A 25564-nucleotide genomic window follows, 5' to 3' on the forward strand; every position below is an offset into this window, starting at 1 on the left:
AGAAATTATGAAGAAAACTTGGACAATCATCACTGTTATAGCAGTAATTGCAATTTTAGTAATTTACAGTATTTCATCTTATAACTCACTCGTTTCGCAAGACGAATCGGTAAGCACAGCATGGAGCAATGTAGAAAACCAGTACCAACGCCGTGCCGATCTTATCCCTAACCTTGTGAATACCGTGAAAGGATATGCAGCACACGAAAAAGAAACTTTGGATGCTGTAGTATCGGCAAGATCGAAAGCTACACAGGCCACTATCAGCATTGAGGATCTTACTCCTGAAAAGCTTCAGGCATACCAGAAGGCACAAGGTGAAATAGGTGCCGCGCTCGGCAGACTGCTTGCTATTACAGAGAACTATCCGGACCTTAAAGCAAACGAAAATTTCCAGGCTTTGCAGGCTCAGCTTGAAGGAACAGAAAACAGAATCAGCGTGGAACGCAGAAAATTCAACGAAATAGCCAAGAGTTACAACACAACAATCCGCCGTTTCCCTAAAAATATCATAGCCGGACTTTTCGGATTCGAGAAACGTCCTTATTTCGAAGCAGCCGAAGGTTCTGAAAAAGCACCGGAAGTAAAATTCTGATACGACTATGAGAAGACTGCATTTCGTAGCAATACTGCTCGCATTGTGCTGCTGCATGACGGCTACCGCAAAAGAATATAAGGTAAAGGATGTTCCTATGGTGCATCTCATGGATCGTACCCGCTACGTCAGCAATCCTGACAATATTCTTTCTGCATCTACTGTTGCCGCCATAGACACCACACTGTTTTCACTGGAGCAGAAAACAGGAATACAGGTTCTTGTAGTAGCCGTAGAACAGATTGAAGGTGGTGACTGTTTTGATTTTGCATATCGCCTCGGTCAGGAAAACGGAGTCGGACAGAAAGAAAAAGACAACGGTCTTGTTATACTTCTCGTAACAGGCGAACGCTGCATACAGTTTGCAACCGGATACGGACTTGAAGGTGTATTGCCTGATGCCATCTGCAAGAAGATACAGGTACGATACATGAACAAGGCCTTCTCACAAGGGAATTGGGATGCAGGAATGCTTGCCGGAATAAAAGCCGTAAGAGGATATCTTGACGGAGAAAACGGAACGCCGGATAAGCCTGGCTCCGGATCAGGTGAAGATTCTATAATATTGTTCCTGCTGCTTTTCGGTGTCATTGGATTTACAATGTTCTATCTTTGGCTTACCGTCAGACGACAAAAACGTTGTCCTAAATGCCATAAACAGACAATGAAAGTCATTTCCAGACGCACCATAGCCAAATATCCTACATACCATATCGAAGAAATAGTATCATGCTGCTCAAACTGCGGCCACTATGTACGCAAGGAACAGCGTGTGGATGATGAGAATAATCATCACCACGGAAGGCGAAGCGGACCGTTCGGTGGAGGCATCTTCATGGGAGGAGGCTTCGGACGGGGCGGTTTTGGAGGCGGTGGCTTCGGAGGAGGAAGTTTCGGCGGTGGCAGCTTCGGAGGTGGAGGAGCCGGAAGTAAATTCTAATCAAAATACCGACATTATTTGCTGCCGACCACTGTCAGCAACACAGCCCACACCTGTCGGCAACATGAGTTATAATATTATTTCTACCATAAATCCGGTAATAAACCAACCTACTAATATAAATATAAAAACGAGATAAAATGTACAACAACACATTTGGAAATATATTCCGTCTGACCAGCTTCGGCGAATCACACGGAAAAGGTATAGGAGGAGTAATAGACGGCTTCCCTGCAGGAATACATATAGACATGGATTTCATCCAAAAAGAACTCGACAGAAGAAAACCCGGACAGTCTGCCATAACAACTGCACGCAAGGAATCAGATCAGGTTGAATTTCTTTCTGGAATATACGATGGAGTTTCCACAGGATGCCCCATAGGTTTCGTGGTATGGAACACCAATCAGCATTCAGGCGATTATGACAACATGAAGGATGTCTTCCGTCCGTCGCATGCTGATTTCACATATACTCAAAAGTACGGACTGCGCGACCATCGCGGAGGAGGCCGTTCATCGGCACGTGAAACCATCTCACGAGTTGTTGCCGGAGCACTGGCAAAAATAGCCTTGAAACAACTGGGAGTTGAGATTACAGCTTACACATCACAGGTGGGTGAACTGAAACTCGACAAGGATTATACTTCATACGATTTAAGCGAGATTGAAAAGAATCCTGTGAGATGTCCGGACCCTGTTATGGCACGGACAATGGCTGAACTCATTCTGAAGACAAAAGGTGAAGGCGATACCATAGGAGGAACTGTTGATTGCGTGATAAAAGGATGCCCTATCGGTCTCGGCCAGCCGGCATTCGGTAAACTCCATGCAGCATTAGGCAATGCAATGCTCACAATCAATGCCGCAAAAGGTTTCGAATACGGACAGGGATTTGGCAACATGAACATGAAAGGCAGCCAGCAGAACGATATCTTCTATAACGACAACGGCAAGATAGCTTTCCGTACAAACCGTTCAGGAGGTATCCAGGGAGGTATAAGCAACGGACAGGACATATACTTCAAAGTAGCATTCAAACCCGTTGCAACAGTACTTATGGAACAGCCTACAGTGGATAAAGACGGTAACGAAACAATATTAAAAGCGAGAGGTCGCCATGACCCGTGCGTACTTCCAAGAGCAGTACCTATAGTGGAAGCTATGGCAGCCATGACAATACTCGATTATTATCTGTTAAACAAAACAACAACTCTATAACCATGGAAATAAGGAAATACATTGAAGAAAACGAACAGCGTTTCATCGACGAACTTTTCAGTCTGATACGCATACCTAGCATCAGTGCCCTGCCTCAGCATAAGGAAGATATGCTGGCATGTGCCGAAAGATGGAGACAACTCCTAATCGAAGCAGGTGCAAACGAAGCTATTATCATGCCTTCGCAAGGCAACCCATTGGTATATGCCGAAAAGAGAGTAAGTCCTGTTGCGCCTACCGTATTGATATATTCACACTACGACGTGATGCCTGCCGAACCGCTCGAACTCTGGAAAAGCAATCCGTTTGAACCCGAAATCAGAGACGGACATATCTGGGCCAGAGGTGCCGACGACGATAAAGGTCAGGCAATGATTCAAGCCAAAGCATTCGAATATATGGTGCGCGAAGGCCTCCTGAAGCACAACGTAAAATTCATTTTCGAAGGAGAAGAGGAAATAGGTTCACCTAGTCTTAATGCTTTCCTGAAAGAACATAAGGAACTTCTTAAGGCTGATGTTATCTTAGTATCGGATACAAGTATGCTTGGCAAGGATCTTCCGTCACTCACTACAGGTCTGCGCGGACTGGCATATTGGGAAATAGAAGTCACAGGCCCTAACCGCGACCTGCATTCCGGACACTTCGGCGGTGCTGTAGCAAATCCTATCAACATATTGTGCAGCATGATAGACAAGATTACTGATGCCGACGGACGCATCACCGTACCTCATTTCTACGATGATGTGGAAGAGGTTCCGGCAGAAGAACGCGAGATGATAGCAAACATTCCTTTCGATGAAGAAAAATACATGAATGCAATCGGAGTGAAAGCATTGAAAGGCGAAAAGGGATATTCCACTCTCGAACGCAACAGTTGCCGTCCATCGTTCGACGTATGCGGTATCTGGGGAGGATACACTGGCGAAGGTTCCAAGACAGTACTTCCGTCAAAGGCATACGCAAAAGTTTCGTGCCGACTTGTGCCACACCAGAACCACGAAAAGATCTCAAAACTATTTGTTGACTATATCAACGAAATAGCTCCCGAAGATGTACAGGTAAAAGTAACCCCTATGCACGGTGGCGAAGGCTATGTATGCCCTATCTCACTTCCTGCATATAAGGCAGCCGAAAAAGGATTCGAAAAAGCATTCGGCAAGAAACCGCTGGCAGTACGCCGCGGAGGTAGTATTCCTATCATAAGCGATTTCGAACAGATTCTTGGAATAAAGACAGTACTGATGGGATTCGGACTTGAAAGTAATGCCATCCATTCTCCAAATGAGAACTTCCCTCTAGACATATTCCGAAAAGGAATAGAGGCTGTGGTTGAGTTCCATAAGGAATACAGCAATCAGCTATAAATCAAGACATAAAAAAACGGTTTCATCATCATTTTCAGATACATGAAACCGTTTTTTTCATTTATAAGGTTGCTTATTCAGGCAAAGCCACAATTCCCAATTTCTTCTTACCGTCCATCTTAACTATAAGCGGAGATTTGAATCTTACCCAACGCAAATATTGTGTTTCTTCCACAGCCGGCAGACTGTTCAGAAATTCCTGATTATAGATACCGTCGTTCATAAACGCATTGATGGTGAAATATCCCACTCCGAATGATGTCAGATTCTGGAAGAAGTGAGTACCCTGACTTGGGTCCACACGATAATTTGTCAGTCCGGCTTCTACTATTATTCTTGCAGCTGAGATATTAGGCCACTTTACCGGTATTCCAAGCCATGTGTCGCTACTACCCCATCGGCCCGGACCAACAAGTACATAGTGCTTTCCTTCGTCCAGGAATTTACGGTTCAGTTTCTCTATATCATATGCTATCAGCTGATTGTTCGAAGCAGAATATCCATCAGTCTTGACATATATCAAATCGCATATATCGTCCATTACTCCATGACCAAGAGAGTTCTCACTCTTCAATATTATCTTATCTTCAGGAATCAGGCTTAGGTCTTCATCCAAGTCTGCCTTGATATCAACCATCGGACGTATCTGAAGAAGATAGAAAACTCCTGTCTTGTTGTTTGCATCGAAGTTCACGGCGAACTCAATTTCTACAGGACGACGCATCTCGCCCTGACCATACTTCTGCGCCAATTGCAAAAGGCGAGGCAATGGAAAAACATCATGCTGAAGAATATTGGCAAATGTTATCACCTTTCTTCCGCCAGGATAGATACCATCGCGTATCACCATATCATATGGATCGTATGTAGAGGCAATATAGTTCAATGCACCATCGGCCTCAGCATCCTTGACATGCAGTTTAAGAAGATTGAAACCATCATCAAGCGAGAAATTCTGTCCTGTGTTCTTGAGGTCTAGCGCATAAAAGCGTGTCTGCGTCTCGCGAAGAGCAATATCCATCTCACTAGTCTGCAGTACCTTGTCAGGATGATAAGGACAAACCCTCAAAGTAAGCCCACCATCTACTATATATTTACCAAGTCCCAAAGCCAAACTTACTGTTCCCTCTTCGGCAAGTTCATCATTTATAGGATAATAATTGATTGAACGTGCCACACCGGAAATGGCAGGATAATATCTGTCGCCATACTGTGTACCAACCACTTCTTGAAGTATCACAGCCATCTTTTCCTGGTCAATCAAGTTACTGGTAGCCTGCATGTATGCCTTACTGTCTTTATAGAATACTGATGCATAAACTCCTTTTATGGCATCACTCAGCATACGGAGCATCTCGTATTTGTCCTCCATATATGGTATCATATATGTGGAATATATACCTGCGAAAGGCTGATAATGAGAATCCTCAAGAAGGCTGGACGAACGTATGGCTATAGGTGATTTCACCACATCGAAGAAAGCAAAGAAATCCTCTACCAGTCTGTCCGGAAGCTTGGCACGAAGAAAGGCCCTCAAGATAGTTTCATCATCAGCATCACTCAATGCCAACTGGTAAAGACGGTTGCTGTCCATAAACTCATCGAATATATCAGTACACAGAACAACAGTCTTAGGTATGGCAACAGATGCATTCTCAAAATCATCGAAATCAGGATGACGCTTAATCATATTGTCGATAAATGCCAGACCACGTCCTTTACCTCCCAAGGAGCCTTCACCTATACGTGCAAAATTAGAATAGCGGTCGAAACGCTCGCGCTTGAATTCTGCCACAACACCCTGATTTTTCATTTTCCTATAGCGTACTATGGCTTCGAATATAATCTGCCTGTGAGCATCAAGGTCTTGAAGCGACTCCCACGTTACCTGTTTCAAAAACTCAGCTACAGGGAAAATGGCGCGTGAATAAAGCCAGCGTGAAACGTGGTTACGACTAATATGATAATGGAATGAATCTGCCGGAATTGAGAATACTATATTCTGTAGTTCCTTCAGATTATGAACTCTAGCCACTTCTTCCTTGGTCTTTGGATTGATAAATACGAAATCACCAAAACCGAAATTATCCGAAACAGCCTCACGGAGGTCGATATTCATCTTCTTCGAGTTCTTGTCAACGAAGACAGCCTTACACTCATCGGCATACTTACGGTTATCTTCCTCCGACGACTGGAGTATAAGTGGCATGAACGGATCACGACTGCGCACTTCTTTTAGAAGTTTTACTCCTGCCAAAGGATCTATCTTGCCGTCATGAGGAAATCTGGCATCGGATATTATACCCAATACGTTATTGCTGAATGTTTCATACAGTTTCATCGCTTCTTCGTATGAACGTGCAAGTACTATTTTAGGACGACCACGCATACGCAACGTACGCTGGTGCTCGTTCAACGCCTCGGTGGCAAATTCCTGACTTTGCTTAAGCACGAACTTGTACAGATTAGGAAGAACAGACGAATAGAAACGTATTGAGTCTTCCACAAGCATTATCATCTGCACACCCACTTCCTTTATATCGTGCTCCAGATTCATCTTATCCTCTATCAACTTGATGATTGACACAAGAAGATCTGTATTACCAAGCCAGCAAAACACATACTCGAACACACTAAGGTCTTCATGCTCCATTCTTTCTCTGATACCATGCGAGAACGGAGTCAGAACTACGATAGGTATATGAGGATATTTTGCCTTGATATCACGGGCAATATCGAAAGTGTCGCTACTGTCTGTTCCTGGCATACAGATTACAAGATCGAAAGTAGTATTCCCCAACTGTTTCCATGTTTCTTCCGGAGTGGAAACCTGAGTAAAACGTGGAGGATAACGCAAACTGAGATTCATATATTCTATGAATATCTTTTCGTCTATACGTCCGTCGTCCTCCAGCATGAAAGCGTCGTATGGATTTGCCACGAGCAAAACGTTGAAAATTCGTTTTGTCATCAGATTGGCAAACTGAGTATCCTTGAAATAAAGCTGATTTAACTTTAACTTACTTAGCATGAGATTTTATGATTAATATTCCTAAAAAACAAAAGTCGGTATTTCAATTGACTTATGCAATAAATACTTCTCAAAAAAGTGGATTGAGGTCAGTGATGCATATTCAATTCAAGCAAAACAGGCAGATGGTCGCTATATCCTCCTTTATACCTCATGCCGTTATACATACGGAAAGGAGTAGTGCCACCATACTTGTCGTCCTCCTCCAGGAGAAAAGGAAAGTCAATGATGCATGCCTTGGAATAACCGGTCCGTATATTACCTTCTCCCAACAAGTTCCCATTTACTATAATCTGGTCCAGTATTCCCCACTGACCGCGATAACGGTACGTACCTCCTTCCCTGCCATCCATAAGATTGTATAACGCATTTTTCTCAATAGTATCTCCCGGTCTGGAAGCAGCAAGCACATCCGATATTGACTTATTCTGCGGATAGTCATTGAAGTCACCCATTATTATAACATTTGGATTTGAACGCATGTTCATGATGCTGTCTGCCGCCGATTTCAATATTCCTGCAGCCATGAGTCTGAACTTTTCGGATTTTCTCCATCCTCCGGAACGTGAAGGGAAATGCACTAGAAAAACATCCAGAGTGTCACCTGTCACGACACGCCCCGATGCATGGAGGATATCGCGTGTTGGCCGTCCGCCGATACTAACGGTTGGAACATGAATGAATTTTTTGTTCAGGAGTCTGAAAGTATAAGGCTGATAAAGCAAAAGCACATCAATACCTCGTTCGTCGGGCGAATCTGTAATTATATATTCATAACCGGCTTCTTTCAATTGGGAATATCCTACAAGTGTTTTAGCACAGAATTCGTTTTCCACCTCACAAAGCCCTATGATATCGGGAACATTCTCACGCGAGGCGGAAAGTATGACACGGGCAATATTCTCTATCTTTTTTCTGAATTTGCCGTAATTCCATCCCCTGGGACTGTCCGGCATAAATTCCAAATCATTTTTAAGGGTATCGTGACGGCAGTCGAAAAGGTTTTCCACATTATACTCCATCACCAGAAAAGACTGTTGGGCAGCAAGGTTCAATGATATGAACCATGCTACCCAACAAATCAATATTCTTATAAAGCCCATAATCAAGCTTTAACTGGTATATTCTTCAAAACATCAAGCAAATGTCTCCAGAACTTATCTACTGTAGGAATAAGCATTCTTTCATCAGGTGAGTGTACTCCACGCAATGTAGGTCCGAATGAGACCATGTCAAGAGAAGGATATTTCTCGAGGAACAGACCGCATTCCAATCCTGCATGGATAGCTTTCACTTTAGGTTCTGTACCGAACAAAGCTTTATAACTGTCAACAGCCACTTTCAGGATTTCAGACGAAGGATTTGGTTTCCATCCCGGATAGCCATCACCTGTAGTTACTGTCGCTCCACCAAGTTCGAATGCAGAACGTACTGTCTGCGACATATCCAAACGTGAAGAAAGGATTGAACTGCGCTGACTTGTCACAACCACAATCTGTCCGTCGCGCATCTTGACAGAAGCCAGGTTAGACGAAGTTTCAACCAATCCTTCCATATCCTGACTCATAGCAAACACACCGTTATGAACTGCATGTATAGAGTTGAGGAATCTGATCATCGCTGTCTTCTCGATTACTTCCGGCAAAGCTGTTTCCGACTCCAGATCCATTCTGATGTTAGGCTCAGTAACAGAGAATTCATTTTCCACTTCAGCAAGGAATATATTCAAATCCACTCTTACCGATTCTTTATCCTTCATAGGAACGGCACACACGGCATGAGCCTCGCGAGGTATCGCATTATGGAGGTTTCCTCCATCTATTTCTGCGAGATACAAGTCGTATTTCTGTGAGATCTGCATCAGATAGCGATTCAATACCTTATTGGCATTGGCACGTTTCTTATTGATATCATCTCCCGAATGACCTCCCGTAAGACCTTTCACTGTAACACGGAAGAAGAAATAACCTTCAGGCGATTTCACCATAGGACATGGGAACTGGGCAGTTGTTCCGGCACCTCCGGCACATCCGATAAACAGTTCGCCTTCGTCTTCAGAGTCAAGATTAAGAAGAATATCTCCGTTCATAAAACCTTCTTTCAATGCAAATGCTCCTGTAAGACCTGTTTCTTCATCCACTGTGAACAGACATTCAACAGGACCATGCTGCAAATCATCTGATGCCAGTACAGCCAGCTGAGTTGCAACACCGATACCATTGTCCGCACCGAGAGTAGTACCTTTAGCCTTCAGCCATTCACCATCAATATATGTCTGGATTGGGTCGTTTTCGAAATCATGTACAGTATCATTATTCTTTTCGCAAACCATATCTATATGCGACTGCAGAATTACGGTCTTTCTGTCTTCCATTCCAGGAGTGGCATTCTTTTTTATCAGGACATTTCCGGCTTCATCCACTTTATATTCCAATCCTTTGCTTTCGGCAAAAGCGATAAGATAAGCACGGATTTTCTCTTCCTTTTTAGAAGGACGGGGAACCTGACATATTTCGTCGAAATAATGAAAAACAATCTTAGGAGTCAAATCTTTTACTTCCATAATAATCTGTATTAAGCATTTATGTATTTATTTTCTATGCAAAAATAAGTTAAATAAGCCGATTTACACCTTTATAATGACTTTTTTAAAAGCATTGTGAAGTTTTAATCGTAACAAAACTATATATTTGCACCACAAAAATAGTGAAAGGTGAGCGGAGAGGCAAATGAAAAAGGCAGTTTTTCAAATTTTGACTATCCCGAACAGTATCCTATTTATCATAAAAACTATAGCAATGCTTAAGATAATACTCGCTACACTTATAATAGTAGCTGTCTGTATAGCACTATTATGCGTAAAAATACTGTTCAAAAAGAACGGACGTTTCCCTAATACACATGTTAGCGGAAGTAAAGCCATGCGCGAAAGAGGCATCGGATGCGTACAATCGCAGGACAGAGAGCAGCGTAAAACCAATCCTAACGCCATCTCGGAAAGACAGAAAAATGAAGAAGAAGAATAATTAACTTAAATGATATAGAAAATTTATGAGAAAGACTAAGTACATCCTCAAAGGATTTTTAGCTGTGGTTATGGCTGTAATGTTTGTACAGTGCGCAGGAAACAATGGTGAATCAACACAGACAGCAGCACCTGTTGCAGCTACCGGTACAACAAACATGAAGATTGCATACGTAGAAATAGACTCGCTTCTTACAAAATATCGTTTCTGGAACGACCTGAACGAACTTATGATTAAGAAGGAAGAAAATATCCGTACTACTCTTAACGAAAAGGCTAAAGCTCTTGATGCTGCAATGAAAGAATTCCAGCGTAAATACGAAAACAACGGTTTCGTAAGCGCAGAAAGCGCTCAGCAGCAGCAGAACCGCATCATCAAACAGCAACAGGATCTTCAGGCTTTGCAGGAAAAACTTAGTAAGGACCTTGCTGACGAAAATCAGAAGAACAGTCTTCAGCTGAGAGACTCTATCAACTCATTCCTTAAAATCTACAACAAGGATAAAGGTTATAGCTTGATTATCAGTAACACAGGTTTCGACAACCTTCTTTATGCAGATCCTGCATATAATATCACACAGGAAATTGTTGACGGACTTAACGCACGTTACTCGGGTATCAACAAATAATAACTTTTTAAATAGTGTTTAAACAGCATTTAAACACTATTTAAAGCACAAAAAGAAAATAAAAAAAAGGTGGATTTTTTCCACCTTTTTTTATTTTTGTATCGAACAAAAGCTATGTCTAGTTTGTTTTATAACTAAATCACGACAACATACAACGATAGACATATTATGGAAACTTTTCACGAATTAATATCTTCATCAGACGTACCTGTAATTGTGGATTTCTTTGCTGAATGGTGCGGTCCTTGCAAAACTATGTCTCCTATTCTGAAACAGGTTAAAGATATGCAAGGCGACAAGGTGCGAATAGTAAAAGTAGATGTTGATAAAAATAATGCACTTGCCATGCAATACAGCATACAGTCTGTACCTACACTGATGATTTTCAAAAACGGAAAACAAATGTGGAGACAAAGTGGGGTAATTAACGCTGGCGAATTAAACAAAATCGTAGAAATGTTCAAATAAAAAAATAATTAAACTCTCATTTTTCATCATTTATTTCTCAAACATGGCTGAAAGTTCCCCTCCCAATAAGGCTTTCAGCCATTTGTTTTTTATCACTCCTTTATATTCTTGATATATACATCGGCCCGTGTCAGCACATCACGTACAAAATTATAAGTCTCAGTACCTCTGAAATACCCGTTCTTGCAGACAGGATCATTATAATATTCCTCCTTATTCTTTAGCAACATATATATTGACACACTTCCATTCCATACATATTTGTCTTTTCCGTATTTCTCTGCCAGAGCCATAGCGTCAAACACATGCCCTATGCCGGAATTATACGATGCCAGCACAAACAGGATGCGTTCCTTATCATCCTTCACTTTAGAAAAAACCTTCTGCAACTCGGATATGTATCTGACTCCACCCTTTATACTCTGTTCCGGATCACTTTCCATTCCGGCAGGAACACCGTATGCTCTGGCTGTGGAAGGCATCATCTGCATCAATCCTTTCGCCCCCGCCCAGGAAACAGCAGACGGATTAAAATTTGACTCAGTATAGACTAGAGCGGCAAGCAATCTCCAGTCCCAGTTTATCTGCGGCGCATACTTTCTGAACAAATCGTCATAATAGGATATTCTTCCATCTTTAAGCGAAAGAATAGAACCTTGGGGAGTATGTTTGTTAAGTTCAAAATATCTTCTGGCACTAGCCTCGAACTCGGCTGAGTTTATATTCTCTCGATGCCATTTATCCGCAGCCTCAGCCAGTTTAGGAGATGTCTTTCTTACTGCCCACGCAGAACGCTGGTCGAAACTTATCTCCATACTTATATCCAGATTTGGATTATATGTCTTATTGATTTTAGCCAGCTCATTGTTTGTCACAGTATAGTCAATCTTACCTTTGGCTACCATTTCTATAAGATCTTCATTAGTTATACTGTCTTCGGTAATTTCGTGTATTGATATACCTCCCCCAAGCTCATGATTCAAATTTTCAAGTCGTTCCTCATATTTTCCAGGCATGACATACACTTCTTTACCTACAAGTTGGGTAACATCATCCAAAGCATCATTACCGCTTCTTTGAACCAATACCTGATGCGATATATTCTCTTTTCCACAATATATCAGTTCTTTTTTCCTTTCATTCGTTATGGCAAGATTATATGCTATAAGATCTCCTTCACCCCTTAGCAAGGCATCCACCAACTCAACTTCCGAGTTCAAGACCTTGACTTTCAATTCTACCCCCAGCGATTTTGCAAATCCCTGTGCAAGTTCATATTGAAATCCCATAGGAACTTCCCTATAATTAAAATATGATGCATAACTGTTTATCGTAAGAACTATAAGTTCCCCATCCTCTATAACCTGCTCCAGATCATCATGAATAATTTCAACTTCATGTTCCTTGTTTATAACAAAAGTTATGGTTATCAAGGCTACAATAAGCACTATTATCGAAGGAATTAACAATTTACGTTTCTTCATTGCATCACATTTTAATAATTAATGAATATTTATCGCTATACTTGTTGTAATCAGGCCAGTTATTGTTTGATTTTTAACTGATTGGATGAAACTTGCACGAGAACTGGCAATGGATAAGAAAAAGCCGGACTGTTCCGCCCCCTATATTTCTTATGCTTTTAAACAACTCTTAATCTCAATTGTAAAGATAGCATTTCTTTCTGAAAAAACAGCAATAACAGAAGACAATCATACAGAATATGTAAACACTGCTCCCAATATACATTTCCACAAACATATAGAATTCAGTTTGTTATCAAGAAATTAAGAAACTTGCCTAATCCATCTGCTTTATAAAAAAATTCTGTAACTTTGCTTTATATGAATATAGCAATTTTCCCAATTTACAGCCACTTGTTTTCAACAAACCCAATTAAATAATGAAATGAATAAAAAAACAAAATGCAATCTGATTATTGTGGCGATATTGCTGGTCTTGCTACCAGTCTCTCAATTTGCTATCCTCTCTTGTTCATCAAATAAAAAGATCCAACAGATAGCAGACAATACAAATTTGCGCATTGACCAGGACAGAATCTTTACTCCCGTCATAATCAATGCAGCGGACACATTGGATATGCTTTTCAATACAGGATGGCCGAGAAACAGCCTCTTTCGTCTTGAATCTGTAGCGGAGAAATTTGAGTACGACATGTTAGGTCATCCAGTAATCGAAACGGAGTTGGACTCAGCACATACATGTAGATTGATTTTTGATACAGGGAGTGCCGGAATGCTGATTCTGAACAAAGAATTTGCAGAGAAAAATGGTTTGATTAATCGGTTTTCCCTACTGAGTCTATGACATCGGGATGGAATTTCAAGCGTGACATCCCATGCATGACTGTGAAGAGTCCTGTCTCTCTATCAATAGGAAACAAACGAATTAGCTATTCCGAGTATAGAATCGTTGATAGGCGGGCTCTGAATTTCCTTACAGCTGATGGAATTTTCTCCATACCCAATGAAGATACTCACATGTGGGAGATAGACTGCAAGAATAAACTTCTTTCTGCATATGACTACCCGGTTTTTCCATGGCTAGGAGTCTCATTACAATTGGATGTAGTAGGAAACCAGTTTGTCATTAGAGATTTTCCGTTTCAGTTTCGCCATGGAAACGAATATGTGCACCCACAAGCAGACTTGGTAATGGACACAGGAAGCTCTGCATCTCTTGTTTACCTGTATTCTGAACCCGACAGTGCGATGCGTGCAGCTTTAAGTGACGAAACAACCGGAAAATACGTTTGTCCTCAAAAAAATGGTATCATCCCAACACTCTACCTGCTGCATGAATGTGGACTGCTAAACCGAAAATTATGGATTGAACACCGTAAATTATTACGCGAATGGCATATATCAGGAGAACGTGAAATGATTGTAGCTGGAATGGACTTTTTAAAGTCGTTCAATCTTAGACTCTATCCGGCCGAACACCGTATAGAGCTTATACCCATTGAATATACCTCGTTGCAGGAAGATATAAGCCGACAGAAAGGGAATGAAAAATTCCGTTTTCGTGCCTTTCAGAGCAGAGAAGGGCACGCCGTAGTCGATTTTGTGAAAGAGGGATCATTTTGGCAAAATTTCGGGATAAAAGAAGGTGATGTGATTCTCGATATAGACGGCCACCGTTTGTTCGATCTTCACCTGTCCTATTTTGAAGAAGCTGTACCTATAATACATCACTCGTTTACGATTATCCGTAATCAGGACACTCTATTCATTCGAACTGGAAATTCATTCAACCAGTGAAACTTTAAGAGGGTTGTATGGCACTTCATAATCCATATTAATCCAACGTGTTAAACAAAAATTTCCGTATCTTTGCCACATACTAAAATACTATAATAAATAAAATATACAAACTATGGTCAAGCACATTGTTATGTTCAAGCTGAAAGAAAGCTTGTCTGAAAATGAGAAAATTGAAATAATGAACAATTTCAAATCGGCTATTGAATCGCTGCCTGAAAAAATCAAATTCATAAAAGATATTCATGTAGGGCTAAACATCAACCCATCCGAGAAGTGGGATATCTGCCTTGACAGTACATTCGATTCGCTGGAAGATGTAAAAGCATATTCTGTCCATCCAGATCACGTGGCTGCGGCTGGAATTATTAAAGAAGCAAAAGAAGACAGAGCATGCGTGGATTTTGAAATATAATTGAAACAGCCTATGAAAAAGATTATTAACCCCTGGAAAGGTCTCGACGGATATTACTGCTTCGGATGTGCGCCAAACAACGAAGCTGGAGTAAAAATGGAGTTCTACGAAGACGGAGATGATATAGTAAGTATCTGGCATCCTGAAGCAAAATATCAGGGATGGGTAAACACTCTGCACGGTGGAATACAAGCTACACTGCTGGACGAAATCTGCGCATGGGTGATAGCAAGAAAGCTTCAGACTACGGGCGTAACGTCGAAAATGGAAACCCGATACATGAAATCCATAATGACTACTGACGATTATGTGGTGTTACGCGCACATATCAAAGAACAGAAACGAAACGTCATACTGGTAGATGCATCAATCTATAATATGAAGGGAGAAGAGTGTACCAAAGCTACTTGCACATACTTTACTTTTCCAAAAGAAAAAGCGCAGAAAGACATGTTTTTCTACGGATGCGAAACAGAAGACGAAGATGTCAATCCGCTAATTTGAAAGAAAAATCAAACTTTTTGCATTAAATATTTGGAATTATAAATCTTTCACTATACTTTTGTCGCAAACAATAAGAAAAAGTTATGATTTTTACAACTGCTCTACATCACCATCATCATTTCCTGACGAAATAATCGGTAGGCTGATGGCTCATGCAGTTCATTATAGAAAAAGATTTATTCAAGGCTTGCCGTAAAACAAACGGTGAGCCTTTTTTATTAATGTAGATTATAAACTTTTAAAATCGAAAGATATGCTAAGAATTGCCGTACAATCAAAAGGCCGCTTGTTCGAAGACACAATGGCCCTGCTTGCAGAAGCTGACATCAAACTGTCAACATCAAAACGCACATTGCTCACACAGTCAACAAACTTCCCTGTAGAAATCCTGTTCCTGCGCGATGACGACATACCTCAATGCGTGGCAAGTGGAGTTGCCGACATGGGTATAGTAGGTGAAAACGAATTTGAAGAAAGAGAAGAAGAAGCTGATATTGTCCAAAGACTGGGATTCAGCAAATGCCGTCTGTCTCTAGCCCTGCATAAAGAAATTGAGTATAACGGTCTGGAATGGTTCAACGGAAAGAAAATTGCTACTTCCTATCCGGTAATTCTGAAAAAATTCCTCGATAAGAATAACATAAAAGCTGATATACACGTTATAACAGGTTCTGTAGAAATAGCTCCTGGAATAGGATTGGCAGACGCCATATTCGACATAGTAAGCTCAGGCTCAACACTTATCAGCAACAACCTGAAAGAGGTAGAGGTGGTAATGAAAAGTGAAGCTCTGCTGATTGGCAACAAGAGTATGAGTGAAGATAAAAAAGAAATCCTCAAGGAACTGCTGTTCAGACTGGATGCCGTAAAAGCTGCCGAAGACAAGAAATATGTACTGATGAATGTTCCTACCGACAAGGTGAAAGATATTATTGAAGTACTTCCAGGAATAAAAAGCCCTACGGTCATGCCACTTGCCACTGAGGGATGGAGCAGCGTACACACAGTACTGGACCAGAAATGCTTTTGGGAGATAATAGGAAAACTGAAAGCTATCGGCGCACAGGGAATATTGGTTCTTCCTATCGAAAAGATGATCCTCTAAGAATAAGAATAAAGATTTAAAGTTGTTAGTTTTTAGTTGTTAGAAATCTATGCTGATATAACTAAAAACTAATAACCAACAACTAAAAACTAAAAATGAACATAATAATATATCCTGCACGGTCAGAATGGAAAAACCTTCTGAGTCGTCCCACATTAAACACGGCAACACTTCGCGACACAGTGCTACAAGTACTTGGTGATATACGCGAAAAAGGCGACAAAGCCGTTATTGAATACGAAGAGAAATTCGACAAGGTAAAACTGTCGTCACTCGAAGTAACTGAAGAAGAATTTGCTGAAGCTGAAAAAGCTACCGATAACACACTGAAGGAAGCCATCGGCAAGGCATTGGAAAATATTCGCACATTCCACGCATCACAAAAGTTTGAAGGACAGAAAGTCACTACTACAACAGGAGTTACATGCTGGCAGAAAGCAATAGCCATAGAGAAAGTAGGTCTATACATTCCAGGAGGAACAGCTCCCCTTTTCTCTACAGTGCTGATGCTCGCAGCTCCGGCAAAGATTGCAGGATGCAAAGAAATAGTCCTGTGTTCACCTCCAAACTGTGAAGGTAAAATCAACCCAGCTATACTTTATGCAGCCAAGGCAGCCGGAGTAAGCAGAATATTCAAAGCCGGTGGCGTACAGGCTATAGGAGCAATGGCATACGGTACTGAAAGCATCCCAAAAGTATATAAGATATTTGGGCCGGGCAACCAATACGTAATGGCAGCCAAGCAGGAAGTATCACTACACGATGTAGCTATAGATATGCCTGCCGGACCTTCGGAAGTAGCTGTGCTTGCAGACGAAACAGCCAATCCGGCATACGTGGCATCCGACCTGCTTTCACAGGCAGAACATGGAGTGGACAGTCAGTCAATATTGATTACAACTTCAGAACAGCTCATCAATGCCGTTAAAGAGGAAGTGGAAAAACAGCTGGCTGTATTACCAAGAAAGGAAATAACAGAGAAATCACTTTCACACAGCAAACTTATATTGGTAAATACCATTGACGAAGCTATAGAAATGACTAACGAATATGCACCTGAACACCTGATTATAGAAACTAAGGACTATATGCAGGTAGCAGAACGAATAGTCAATGCCGGCTCGGTGTTCCTCGGTCCATACACACCGGAAAGTGCAGGCGACTATGCTTCGGGAACCAATCATACCCTTCCTACCAACGGATATGCAAAAGCCTACAGCGGAGTAAATCTGGACAGTTTCACCCGCAAGATTACATTCCAGGAAATCACACGCGAAGGCATAATGAACATAGGACCTACAATTGAGACAATGGCGGCAAACGAATATCTTGACGCCCACAAGAATGCCGTGACAGTAAGACTTAAATAACGGACAAGACAATGAAAGAATTAAAAGAACTTATACGCCCCAATATATGGTCGCTTAAACCTTACTCATCTGCCAGAGACGAGTATAAAGGCGCTACGGCATCTGTATTTCTCGATGCCAACGAAAATCCATATAACACACCGAACAACCGTTACCCCGACCCATTACAGACAGAACTGAAAACTTTGGTTTCAAGGGTTAAAAACATAGGCAAAGACAGAATATTTTTAGGAAACGGAAGTGATGAGGCAATAGATATTCTCTATCGTACATTCTGCATTCCCGGTGTTGACAATGCCGTAGCAATAGACCCTACATACGGAATGTATGAAGTATGTGCCGACATAAACGATGTGGAATACCGCAAGGTATTGCTTGACGAGAACTTTCAGTTCAAGGCTTCAGACCTTCTGGCAAAGACTGACGACAAGACAAAGCTTATCTTTCTCTGCTCGCCAAACAATCCTACCGGCAACAACCTCTGCAAAAAAGAGATAGAAACAGTACTGCAGGAATTCGGAGGAATAGTGGTTATAGACGAAGCTTACATCGACTTCTCGGATGAAGTTTCATTCACCACGATGCTTGACAAATATCCTAACATGGTAGTACTGCAGACATTCTCAAAGGCATGGGGATGTGCAGCCATCCGTCTCGGTATGGCGTTCGCTTCGGAAGAAATCATATCTGTGTTCAACAAGGTGAAATATCCTTATAATGTGAACCACCTGACACAGACAGAAGCCATCAGCATGATAGGAAAAGAGTATCAGATAAAGGAATGGGTGAAGACTCTGCTTGCAGAAAGGACAAGACTGATAGAGAAATTCGGCAAACTGGCATGCTGCGAACATATCTACCCTACCGATGCCAACTTCTTCCTAGCAAAGGTGACCGACGCCAAAAAGATTTATGACCATCTTGTTGGCAACGGTATAATTGTGAGAAACCGTACCAACATCACCTTGTGTCACAACTGCCTCAGGATAACTATAGGCTCGCGTCCGGAGAACGACAAGCTTATAGAGGCACTTGAGAACTATAAATAAAAGGAGTAGCAATGAAAAAGATATTATTCATAGACCGCGACGGCACACTGGTGATAGAACCACCTGTCGATTATCAGCTCGATTCTTTCGAAAAACTTGAGTTCTACCCTAAAGTTTTCCGAAATCTGAGTTTTGTGCGCGAAAAACTGGACTACGAATTCGTAATGGTAACCAATCAGGACGGATTAGGTACAGACTCGTTTCCGGAAGACACATTCTGGCCTGTACACAACCTCGTAATGAAAACTTTGGAAAACGAAGGAATTACATTCGACAATGTATGTATAGACAGAAGTTTCCCTGAAGACAATGCACCTACCAGAAAGCCACGCACAGGAATGTTGACAAAATATATCGACAATCCTGAATACGACCTGGCCGGAAGCTATGTTATCGGCGACCGTGCCACAGACGTAGAACTGGCGAAAAATCTGGGATGTAAAGCTATTCTCCTGCAAGACGACAAAGAAATCCTGAAAGAGAAATCACTGGAAGAATATTGTTCCCTTGCGACAAAGGACTGGGACAAGATAGCCGAATTCCTGTTTGCCGGAGAGAGAAAAGCTGAAGTAAGACGAACAACAAAAGAAACCGATATCTATATAAGCCTCAACCTCGACGGGAATGGAGCTTGCGATATAAGTACAGGTTTGGGATTTTTCGACCACATGCTGGAACAGATTGGCAAACATGGGGGGCTGGATCTTACGATAAAAGTAAAAGGCGACCTCGAGGTAGATGAACATCACACTATAGAAGACACAGCCATAGCTCTTGGAGAATGTATCTACAAGGCATTAGGCAACAAGCGCGGAATAGAACGATACGGCTTCTGTCTGCCTATGGACGACTGTCTGTGTCAGGTTGCACTGGATTTCGGCGGACGCGCATGGCTGGTTTGGGACGCAGAATTCAAACGGGAGAAAATAGGCGATATGCCTACAGAAATGTTCCTGCACTTCTTCAAGTCATTAAGTGACTCGGCACGAATGAACCTCAACATAAAGGCTGAAGGCCAGAACGAACACCACAAGATTGAAGGCATTTTCAAAGCCCTTGCAAGGAGCATTAAAATGGCAGTAAAACGCGATGTCTATCATTTTGAAGTACCGTCAAGCAAGGGATGCATATAAAACCACAAACAGAAAAATCAGAGGAGGCTTAAATGCCTCCTTTTTTGTTAATAAGATTTTCAAATAGAAGAAATTAGTTAAACCATGTTATAAAACACGTGTTTTCGCACACAAAACTTGCAGATTACGAAAAAGTCCGTACCTTTGCAATGTGTTTTTCATAGTATTAGATTTTAAGGTTAACAAAGGTTGGAGTACGGCGGTGCTCCTTTTTTTATGTCTATACATTTCATATCTATATATACAAAATGCCGTCCGAACATCCCAAAAGATTTCCGGACGGCATTTCGTTTATAACAACAAAAAAATCAGATTGAATATTCAACCTGATTTTCTGAGCCTCTTGTCGGATTCGAACCAACGACCCCGAGATTACAAATCACGTGCTCTGGCCAACTGAGCTAAAGAGGCAAAGGGAATAATATTCCAAAATATGTTTGTTTTTTGAGCCTCTTGTCGGATTCGAACCAACGACCCCGAGATTACAAATCACGTGCTCTGGCCAACTGAGCTAAAGAGGCAAGGGGAATAATATTCCAAATATGTTTGTTTTTTCGAGCCTCTTGTCGGATTCGAACCAACGACCCCGAGATTACAAATCACGTGCTCTGGCCAACTGAGCTAAAGAGGCAGGTGGGTAAGCTTACCATATCGCGCCGCTACAACCAACTACCTTTGCTGCGATCAAGCCCTGGAGGATTCGAAGGGAGCTGGCCGTATGGGACTTACCCATGTTATGTCTGCTTTCGATTAAAACCGTATCGGTGTTTCTCGATTGCGGGTGCAAAGGTAGGCATTTTTTTTTATTACGCAACTATTCTTCGATAAAAAAATAAAGTTTTTCCCATAAAAAGATGATTTTTCCTCGTTTTATATACTTCCTATGCCGAAAAAACTTACTTTTGCACTATAATTACATATATAGAAAAGACATGGAAGACAAACCAAAGACACTACAAGAACATGCAATGCGTTTCGGTACGATGATGGGAATATTCTGGATAATAAAATTCTCGTTCCTGCCTATGGGATTCAAAACACCACTTCTGCAACTTCTGTTCATATTCATGACATTATTTGTCCCCATACTAGGATATATATACATCCGTAAATACAGAGAACGCTACTGCGGCGGTGAGCTGTCATTCATACGCGGATGGGTATTCTCGCTCTACATGTATTTCTTCGCCTCACTCCTTACCGCAGCTGCCCATTATATCTATTTTCGTTTTATCGACAACGGCTATCTCATGGGAACATACATGGAGCAACTGGAAAATCTTAAATCAACTCTGACCGGAGACCTGGAGACTTCCATAGACCAGCTGATACAAAATCTTGAAACCATAGCATCAATGTCTGCACTCCAGCTTACCATGCAATTAATATTCCAAAACATATTCTACGGAGCACTGCTATCACTTCCTACAGCATTATTGGCAATGCGAAGAAAGAAGAATCCATAAAATAAAATAATCAAGAAATAAAAACATATCCAAATGGACATATCAGTAGTAATTCCTTTATATAATGAAGAAGAATCCTTGCCGGAACTCCAGGCATGGATAGAACGAGTAATGAACGAAAATGGTTTCAGCTATGAAATAATTTTTGTAAACGACGGTAGTACCGACAACTCGTGGAACGTTATAGAAGATCTTAGCAAAAAGCACGATAATATTAAAGGTATAAAATTCCGCCGTAACTACGGTAAGTCCCCTGCCCTTTTCTGCGGTTTCGAGAAGGCTGAAGGAGATGTAGTCATTACCATGGACGCTGATTTACAGGACAGCCCAGATGAAATTCCGGAACTATACAGAATGATTACAGAAGACGGATACGACCTGGTTTCAGGATGGAAACAGAAAAGATACGACCCACTTTCGAAAACAATACCTACAAAACTGTTCAACGCTACAGCCAGAAAAGTTTCCGGCATCAAGAACCTGCATGACTTCAACTGCGGACTGAAAGCATACCGACGCGAAGTGATAAAGAACATTGAGGTTTACGGCGAAATGCACCGCTACATACCATATCTAGCAAAAAATGCAGGTTTCAGCAAGATTGGCGAAAAAGTGGTACACCATCAGGCACGCAAATACGGAAAGACGAAATTCGGAATAAACAGATTTGTAAACGGATACCTGGATCTCATCACTTTATGGTTCTTGTCTAAATTCGGAGTCAAACCTATGCATATTTTCGGTTTCCTGGGATCAATAATGTTTTTCCTAGGATTTATGGCTGTAATAGCTGTTGGAGCAATGAAGATTTATAACATGCATGCCGGCAACCCATACAGTCTAGTAACGGATAACCCATATTTCTTCCTTGCACTGACTACTATGATATTGGGTACACAGCTGTTCCTAGCCGGATTCCTCGGAGAACTTATAGCACGCAACTCCACAGAGAGAAACAAGTATCAAATTGAAAAAGAACTTTAACACACGATGAAGAGACTACCCATAATATTCATAGCGATAACCTTGCTTGCAACACTTATCCTGAACAGTTGCGAAGGTGAAAGCTGTCCGCCAAATGCCATGGCATATGCCAAATTCACCATGGTAAACCAGCACGGAACGGCAGTAGCACCTACTGTACCTACAAGCATAATAGGACAGATAACTACCGACGTAACGGTTTATGACACTCTTGAAAATGGTGAAATCATAGAAAGAATAGTGAAAGACTCCGTAATAAACGATACACTGATAAACAAAGAAAGCAACCTCAGCACATTCAAAGTGCCTTTGAGCTATGATGACCAAACCACTTTCATTATAAATTACAACGGTGAACAGCAGGACTATATCACAATAAAACATCGCAATATACCATATTTTATGAGTGTCGATTGCGGTACAATGATGTTTCACGAAGCAACAGAAGTGACACACAGCAACGGGATAGACTCCATAGTAACAATAAATGCAAACATTGACAATTATGAGAAAGAAAACTTCAGGATATATTTTACAGTTTCTGATACTCAGTAGTCTGCTGATATGTCCGATGTATGCTTTCGCACAAAATAAAAAGGACAAGGAAAAGACAGAAAACGTAAAACTGTATCAGGGAACCACCATAGGTGTAGAAGTAGCCGGTCTGGGCAACTATGTATTGGGCAGCGACATCCTTAGCAGCGAAGTAATGCTTCAAGCTAATCTCCTGAACCGTTTTCTGCCTGTTTTAGAGGTGGGATACGGTAAAGTGAACACAATAAGCGATGCCACCGACATACGATACAAGACGGCTGCTCCATTTTTCAAGATAGGAGCCGACTATAACTTCTTTTACAACAAGCCTCATCTGCCCGGATTTCTATACGGTGGAATCAGATACGGATTTTCATCATTCGTTTACGATGTGGACGGACCGACAATGACCGACCCTAATTATGGCGGACAAATACAAGTGCCGTTCTCATATCATGGTGTAAACACCACAGCCCACTGGCTGGAACTGGTAGGCGGAATGAAAGTCAGAATTTACAAAGGTTTCTGTATGGGGTGGAGCGTCAGATACAAAAAACGCCTCAGCTACACCAAATACCCTAACACGGAACCCTGGTACATACCTGGATACGGTGAAAATGCAGGAACAGGATTTACACTATCCTATCATCTGATGTATAATCTTCCGTTTTAATATAAGGACATAACAAAACCTTTATGTCCTTTTGTTATTTTGTCAAATATAAAATATATGAGCGTAATTGAAATATGGCTTCTGGCGATAAGCCTCGCCATCGACTGTTTCACCGTTTCAGTGGCAAGCGGTATAATACTACATAAGGTTGAGTGGAAAACATTTCTCAAAATGGGCTTCTTCTTCGGCTTCTTTCAGGCTATGATGCCATTCTTTGGATGGTTGGGAGCAAAAGGCTTTCATCACTACATAGAGGCATACGACCATTGGATAGCATTCGGACTCCTGACATTTCTTGGCGTAAGAATGATAAAGGAATACTTCAGTGATGAAGAATCCGAAAGTTTCAACCCAAGCAAACTAAAAGTTATCCTCACATTGGCTGTTGCCACAAGTATAGACGCACTGGCAGTAGGCATATCATTCGCCTTTACCGGATTCAGCACACTAAGCTCATTGGCATATCCGCTAGCAGCCATAGGCGTAGCATCTTTCGTGATATCAGTAATAGGCAGCCTCATCGGTGTGTTCTTCGGCAAAAGATTCAATCTCAGAATGGAGATATTCGGAGGACTGGTACTGATATGCATAGGAGTAAAAATACTTATCGAACATTTATCATAAAAAACAAATAAAAGACATGAACAATAAATCATTGAAATGGCAGATACCATTCCTCGTTCTGCTAATAGTGGGAACAGTACTCATATTGAAGAAACAGCCACCGTTCCACACCGACCAGGGACTAGTGTTCGGCACAGTATATAAGATAACATACCAGCATGCCGACAACCTGAAACCGGAGATTGAAGCTGCATTGAAAGAAGTTGACAACTCACTATCACCATTCAACAAGTCTTCTGTCATAACAAAAATAAACAATAATACTGATATGACTGCCGACAGTCTTCTGACAGACGTCTATACGCTGGCAAAAAGAATATCAGAAGAAACAGACGGAGCTTTTGACATAACTGTAGCTCCTCTGGTCAACGCATGGGGATTTGGGTTCGACAGTTCAACGAACGTAAGCCGCGAGACGATAGACTCACTGCGCCAGTTTGTCGGTTTCGAAAAGATTTCACTGAAAGACGGAAAGATAATAAAGCAGGACAGCAGGACTATGCTTGACTGCAGCGCCATAGCAAAAGGCTATGGAGTGGATCATGTGGCACGCCTGCTCGACAGCAAAGGAGTGGAAAACTACATGATAGACATAGGCGGCGAACTTGTCCTGAAAGGCAAGAATCCGAAAATGAATCCGTGGAGAATAGGAATAAACAAACCGATAGACGATTCTCTGTCAGTAAACCAGGAACTTCAGACAGTGATTGAAATCACAAATGCCGGACTTGCCACATCTGGAAACTATCGCAACTTCTACTATAAGGACGGAAAGAAATATGCCCACACCATCAACCCTCGTACGGGATACCCAGTACAGCACAATATTCTGTCATCGACTGTAGTAGCAAAGAACTGTGCTACAGCAGACGCCTATGCTACAGCATTCATGGTTCTTGGTTTGGACTCCGCTGTTGCCATCTGCAACGCACACCCGGAAATTGACGCATATTTCATATACTCGGATGATAAGGACTCTACACGTGTGTTCTACACTGAGGGAATGAAGAGATTTATCAGAAAAAAATAATATTTCAATAAAAAAAGTTTAGTTTCAATTAGCGTTACACGTACGTGTAACGAGCGGAACACGAACGTGTAACGCGTGTAACACCTACGTGTCGCGGGCGTAACACGAACGTGTTCCGCTT

The 25564-nt window shown here is 41.6% G+C and carries 25 protein-coding genes and 3 tRNA genes; 21 read left to right on the plus strand and 7 right to left on the minus strand.

All coding sequences use genetic code 11. The annotated features are described in order from the left end of the window. The first annotated feature begins 7 nt into the window (after positions 1–7). The 4 genes from OCV82_RS07815 to OCV82_RS07830 all read left to right on the plus strand — a co-directional run bounded on the left by OCV82_RS07815 (position 8) and on the right by OCV82_RS07830 (position 4122). Complete coding sequence (locus tag OCV82_RS07815) at positions 8–595, plus strand: LemA family protein (RefSeq protein ID WP_154043889.1); 588 nt, start codon at positions 8–10, stop codon at positions 593–595. 7 nt (positions 596–602) lie between these two features. After that, the gene (locus tag OCV82_RS07820) at positions 603–1535 is read left to right on the plus strand and encodes a TPM domain-containing protein (RefSeq protein ID WP_154043890.1); all 933 of its coding nucleotides are present in this window, start codon (positions 603–605) and stop codon (positions 1533–1535) included. Positions 1536–1675: 140 nt separating this feature from the next. Continuing rightward, complete coding sequence (gene aroC, locus OCV82_RS07825) at positions 1676–2755, plus strand: chorismate synthase (protein WP_154043891.1); 1080 nt, start codon at positions 1676–1678, stop codon at positions 2753–2755. 2 nt (positions 2756–2757) lie between these two features. Then, entirely contained in the window at positions 2758–4122 is a 1365-nt protein-coding gene (locus OCV82_RS07830; RefSeq protein WP_154043892.1) for a dipeptidase, read from the plus strand. Between the two features lie 73 nt (positions 4123–4195). Here the strand turns inward: OCV82_RS07830 and OCV82_RS07835 are convergent, their stop codons facing one another. The 3 genes from OCV82_RS07835 to OCV82_RS07845 form a co-directional block, all read right to left on the minus strand. Next, positions 4196–7153, minus strand: coding sequence for a PEP/pyruvate-binding domain-containing protein (locus OCV82_RS07835; RefSeq protein WP_154043893.1), 2958 nt, complete (start codon positions 7151–7153; stop codon positions 4196–4198). A gap of 89 nt (positions 7154–7242) precedes the next feature. Further along, complete coding sequence (locus OCV82_RS07840) at positions 7243–8256, minus strand: endonuclease/exonuclease/phosphatase family protein (RefSeq protein ID WP_154043894.1); 1014 nt, start codon at positions 8254–8256, stop codon at positions 7243–7245. 2 nt (positions 8257–8258) lie between these two features. After that, a complete protein-coding gene (locus OCV82_RS07845; RefSeq protein ID WP_154043895.1) occupies positions 8259–9716 on the minus strand; it encodes an aminoacyl-histidine dipeptidase in 1458 nt (485 codons plus the stop codon). A 235-nt stretch (positions 9717–9951) separates the two neighbouring features. On the opposite strand from OCV82_RS07845, the gene OCV82_RS07850 reads away from it, so the two are divergent. From OCV82_RS07850 to trxA, 3 genes are all read left to right on the plus strand, one after another. Then, entirely contained in the window at positions 9952–10179 is a 228-nt protein-coding gene (locus tag OCV82_RS07850) for a hypothetical protein (protein ID WP_154043896.1), read from the plus strand. Positions 10180–10204: 25 nt separating this feature from the next. After that, complete coding sequence (locus tag OCV82_RS07855; protein WP_154043897.1) at positions 10205–10807, plus strand: OmpH family outer membrane protein; 603 nt, start codon at positions 10205–10207, stop codon at positions 10805–10807. 168 nt (positions 10808–10975) lie between these two features. Next, positions 10976–11275 (plus strand): thioredoxin, encoded by a 300-nt coding sequence (trxA, locus tag OCV82_RS07860; RefSeq protein ID WP_154043898.1) that lies wholly within the window; start codon positions 10976–10978, stop codon positions 11273–11275. A gap of 92 nt (positions 11276–11367) precedes the next feature. Here the strand turns inward: trxA and OCV82_RS07865 are convergent, their stop codons facing one another. Beyond that, entirely contained in the window at positions 11368–12759 is a 1392-nt protein-coding gene (locus tag OCV82_RS07865) for an MltF family protein (protein ID WP_154043899.1), read from the minus strand. A 424-nt stretch (positions 12760–13183) separates the two neighbouring features. Between OCV82_RS07865 and OCV82_RS07870 the strand changes: the two genes are divergently transcribed. The 8 genes from OCV82_RS07870 to hisB all read left to right on the plus strand — a co-directional run bounded on the left by OCV82_RS07870 (position 13184) and on the right by hisB (position 20132). Further along, positions 13184–13603 carry a hypothetical protein gene (locus OCV82_RS07870; RefSeq protein WP_154043900.1) on the plus strand — a complete coding sequence of 140 codons (420 nt, stop codon included), beginning with the start codon at positions 13184–13186 and terminating at the stop codon, positions 13601–13603. Next, positions 13600–14556, plus strand: coding sequence for a PDZ domain-containing protein (locus tag OCV82_RS07875; protein ID WP_154043901.1), 957 nt, complete (start codon positions 13600–13602; stop codon positions 14554–14556). The genes OCV82_RS07870 and OCV82_RS07875 overlap by 4 nt, the downstream gene beginning before the upstream one ends. Before the next feature lie 115 nt (positions 14557–14671). After that, entirely contained in the window at positions 14672–14971 is a 300-nt protein-coding gene (locus tag OCV82_RS07880) for a Dabb family protein (RefSeq protein WP_154043902.1), read from the plus strand. A 12-nt stretch (positions 14972–14983) separates the two neighbouring features. Beyond that, on the plus strand, positions 14984–15475 hold the full coding sequence (locus OCV82_RS07885; protein ID WP_154043903.1) for a PaaI family thioesterase: 492 nt from the start codon (positions 14984–14986) through the stop codon (positions 15473–15475). 253 nt (positions 15476–15728) lie between these two features. Then, the gene (hisG, locus tag OCV82_RS07890) at positions 15729–16580 is read left to right on the plus strand and encodes an ATP phosphoribosyltransferase (RefSeq protein ID WP_154043904.1); all 852 of its coding nucleotides are present in this window, start codon (positions 15729–15731) and stop codon (positions 16578–16580) included. A gap of 95 nt (positions 16581–16675) precedes the next feature. After that, complete coding sequence (hisD, locus tag OCV82_RS07895; RefSeq protein ID WP_154043905.1) at positions 16676–17950, plus strand: histidinol dehydrogenase; 1275 nt, start codon at positions 16676–16678, stop codon at positions 17948–17950. An 11-nt stretch (positions 17951–17961) separates the two neighbouring features. Next, entirely contained in the window at positions 17962–18999 is a 1038-nt protein-coding gene (hisC, locus tag OCV82_RS07900) for a histidinol-phosphate transaminase (protein WP_154043906.1), read from the plus strand. Between the two features lie 11 nt (positions 19000–19010). Then, positions 19011–20132, plus strand: coding sequence for a bifunctional histidinol-phosphatase/imidazoleglycerol-phosphate dehydratase HisB (gene hisB / locus OCV82_RS07905; RefSeq protein WP_154043907.1), 1122 nt, complete (start codon positions 19011–19013; stop codon positions 20130–20132). 337 nt (positions 20133–20469) lie between these two features. On the opposite strand, the gene OCV82_RS07910 is transcribed toward hisB, so the two are convergent. From OCV82_RS07910 to OCV82_RS07920, 3 genes are all read right to left on the minus strand, one after another. After that, a tRNA-Thr gene (locus OCV82_RS07910) sits at positions 20470–20543 on the minus strand. 36 nt (positions 20544–20579) lie between these two features. Continuing rightward, positions 20580–20653, minus strand: a tRNA-Thr gene (locus tag OCV82_RS07915). A 36-nt stretch (positions 20654–20689) separates the two neighbouring features. After that, positions 20690–20763: transfer RNA gene (locus OCV82_RS07920), tRNA-Thr, on the minus strand. A gap of 301 nt (positions 20764–21064) precedes the next feature. Here OCV82_RS07920 and OCV82_RS07925 point away from each other — a divergent pair. Genes OCV82_RS07925 through OCV82_RS07950 form a run of 6 tightly spaced genes read left to right on the plus strand, consistent with a single transcriptional unit; the run spans position 21065 to position 25443 of the window. Then, entirely contained in the window at positions 21065–21598 is a 534-nt protein-coding gene (locus tag OCV82_RS07925; RefSeq protein ID WP_154043909.1) for a DUF4199 domain-containing protein, read from the plus strand. A gap of 33 nt (positions 21599–21631) precedes the next feature. Further along, entirely contained in the window at positions 21632–22582 is a 951-nt protein-coding gene (locus OCV82_RS07930) for a glycosyltransferase family 2 protein (protein WP_154043910.1), read from the plus strand. A gap of 6 nt (positions 22583–22588) precedes the next feature. Next, a complete protein-coding gene (locus tag OCV82_RS07935) occupies positions 22589–23137 on the plus strand; it encodes a DUF6452 family protein (RefSeq protein ID WP_154043911.1) in 549 nt (182 codons plus the stop codon). Further along, positions 23088–23789 (plus strand): DUF6048 family protein, encoded by a 702-nt coding sequence (locus OCV82_RS07940; RefSeq protein ID WP_204392091.1) that lies wholly within the window; start codon positions 23088–23090, stop codon positions 23787–23789. The genes OCV82_RS07935 and OCV82_RS07940 overlap by 50 nt, the downstream gene beginning before the upstream one ends. 57 nt (positions 23790–23846) lie before the next feature. Next, positions 23847–24413, plus strand: a complete 567-nt coding sequence (locus OCV82_RS07945; protein ID WP_154043912.1) for a manganese efflux pump MntP — start codon at positions 23847–23849, stop codon at positions 24411–24413. A gap of 16 nt (positions 24414–24429) precedes the next feature. Further along, a complete protein-coding gene (locus tag OCV82_RS07950) occupies positions 24430–25443 on the plus strand; it encodes an FAD:protein FMN transferase (protein WP_154043913.1) in 1014 nt (337 codons plus the stop codon). Positions 25444–25564 lie beyond the last annotated feature (121 nt).

Source organism: Bacteroides cellulolyticus, from assembly GCF_025567135.1.
Lineage (GTDB): Bacteria > Bacteroidota > Bacteroidia > Bacteroidales > Bacteroidaceae > Phocaeicola > Phocaeicola cellulolyticus.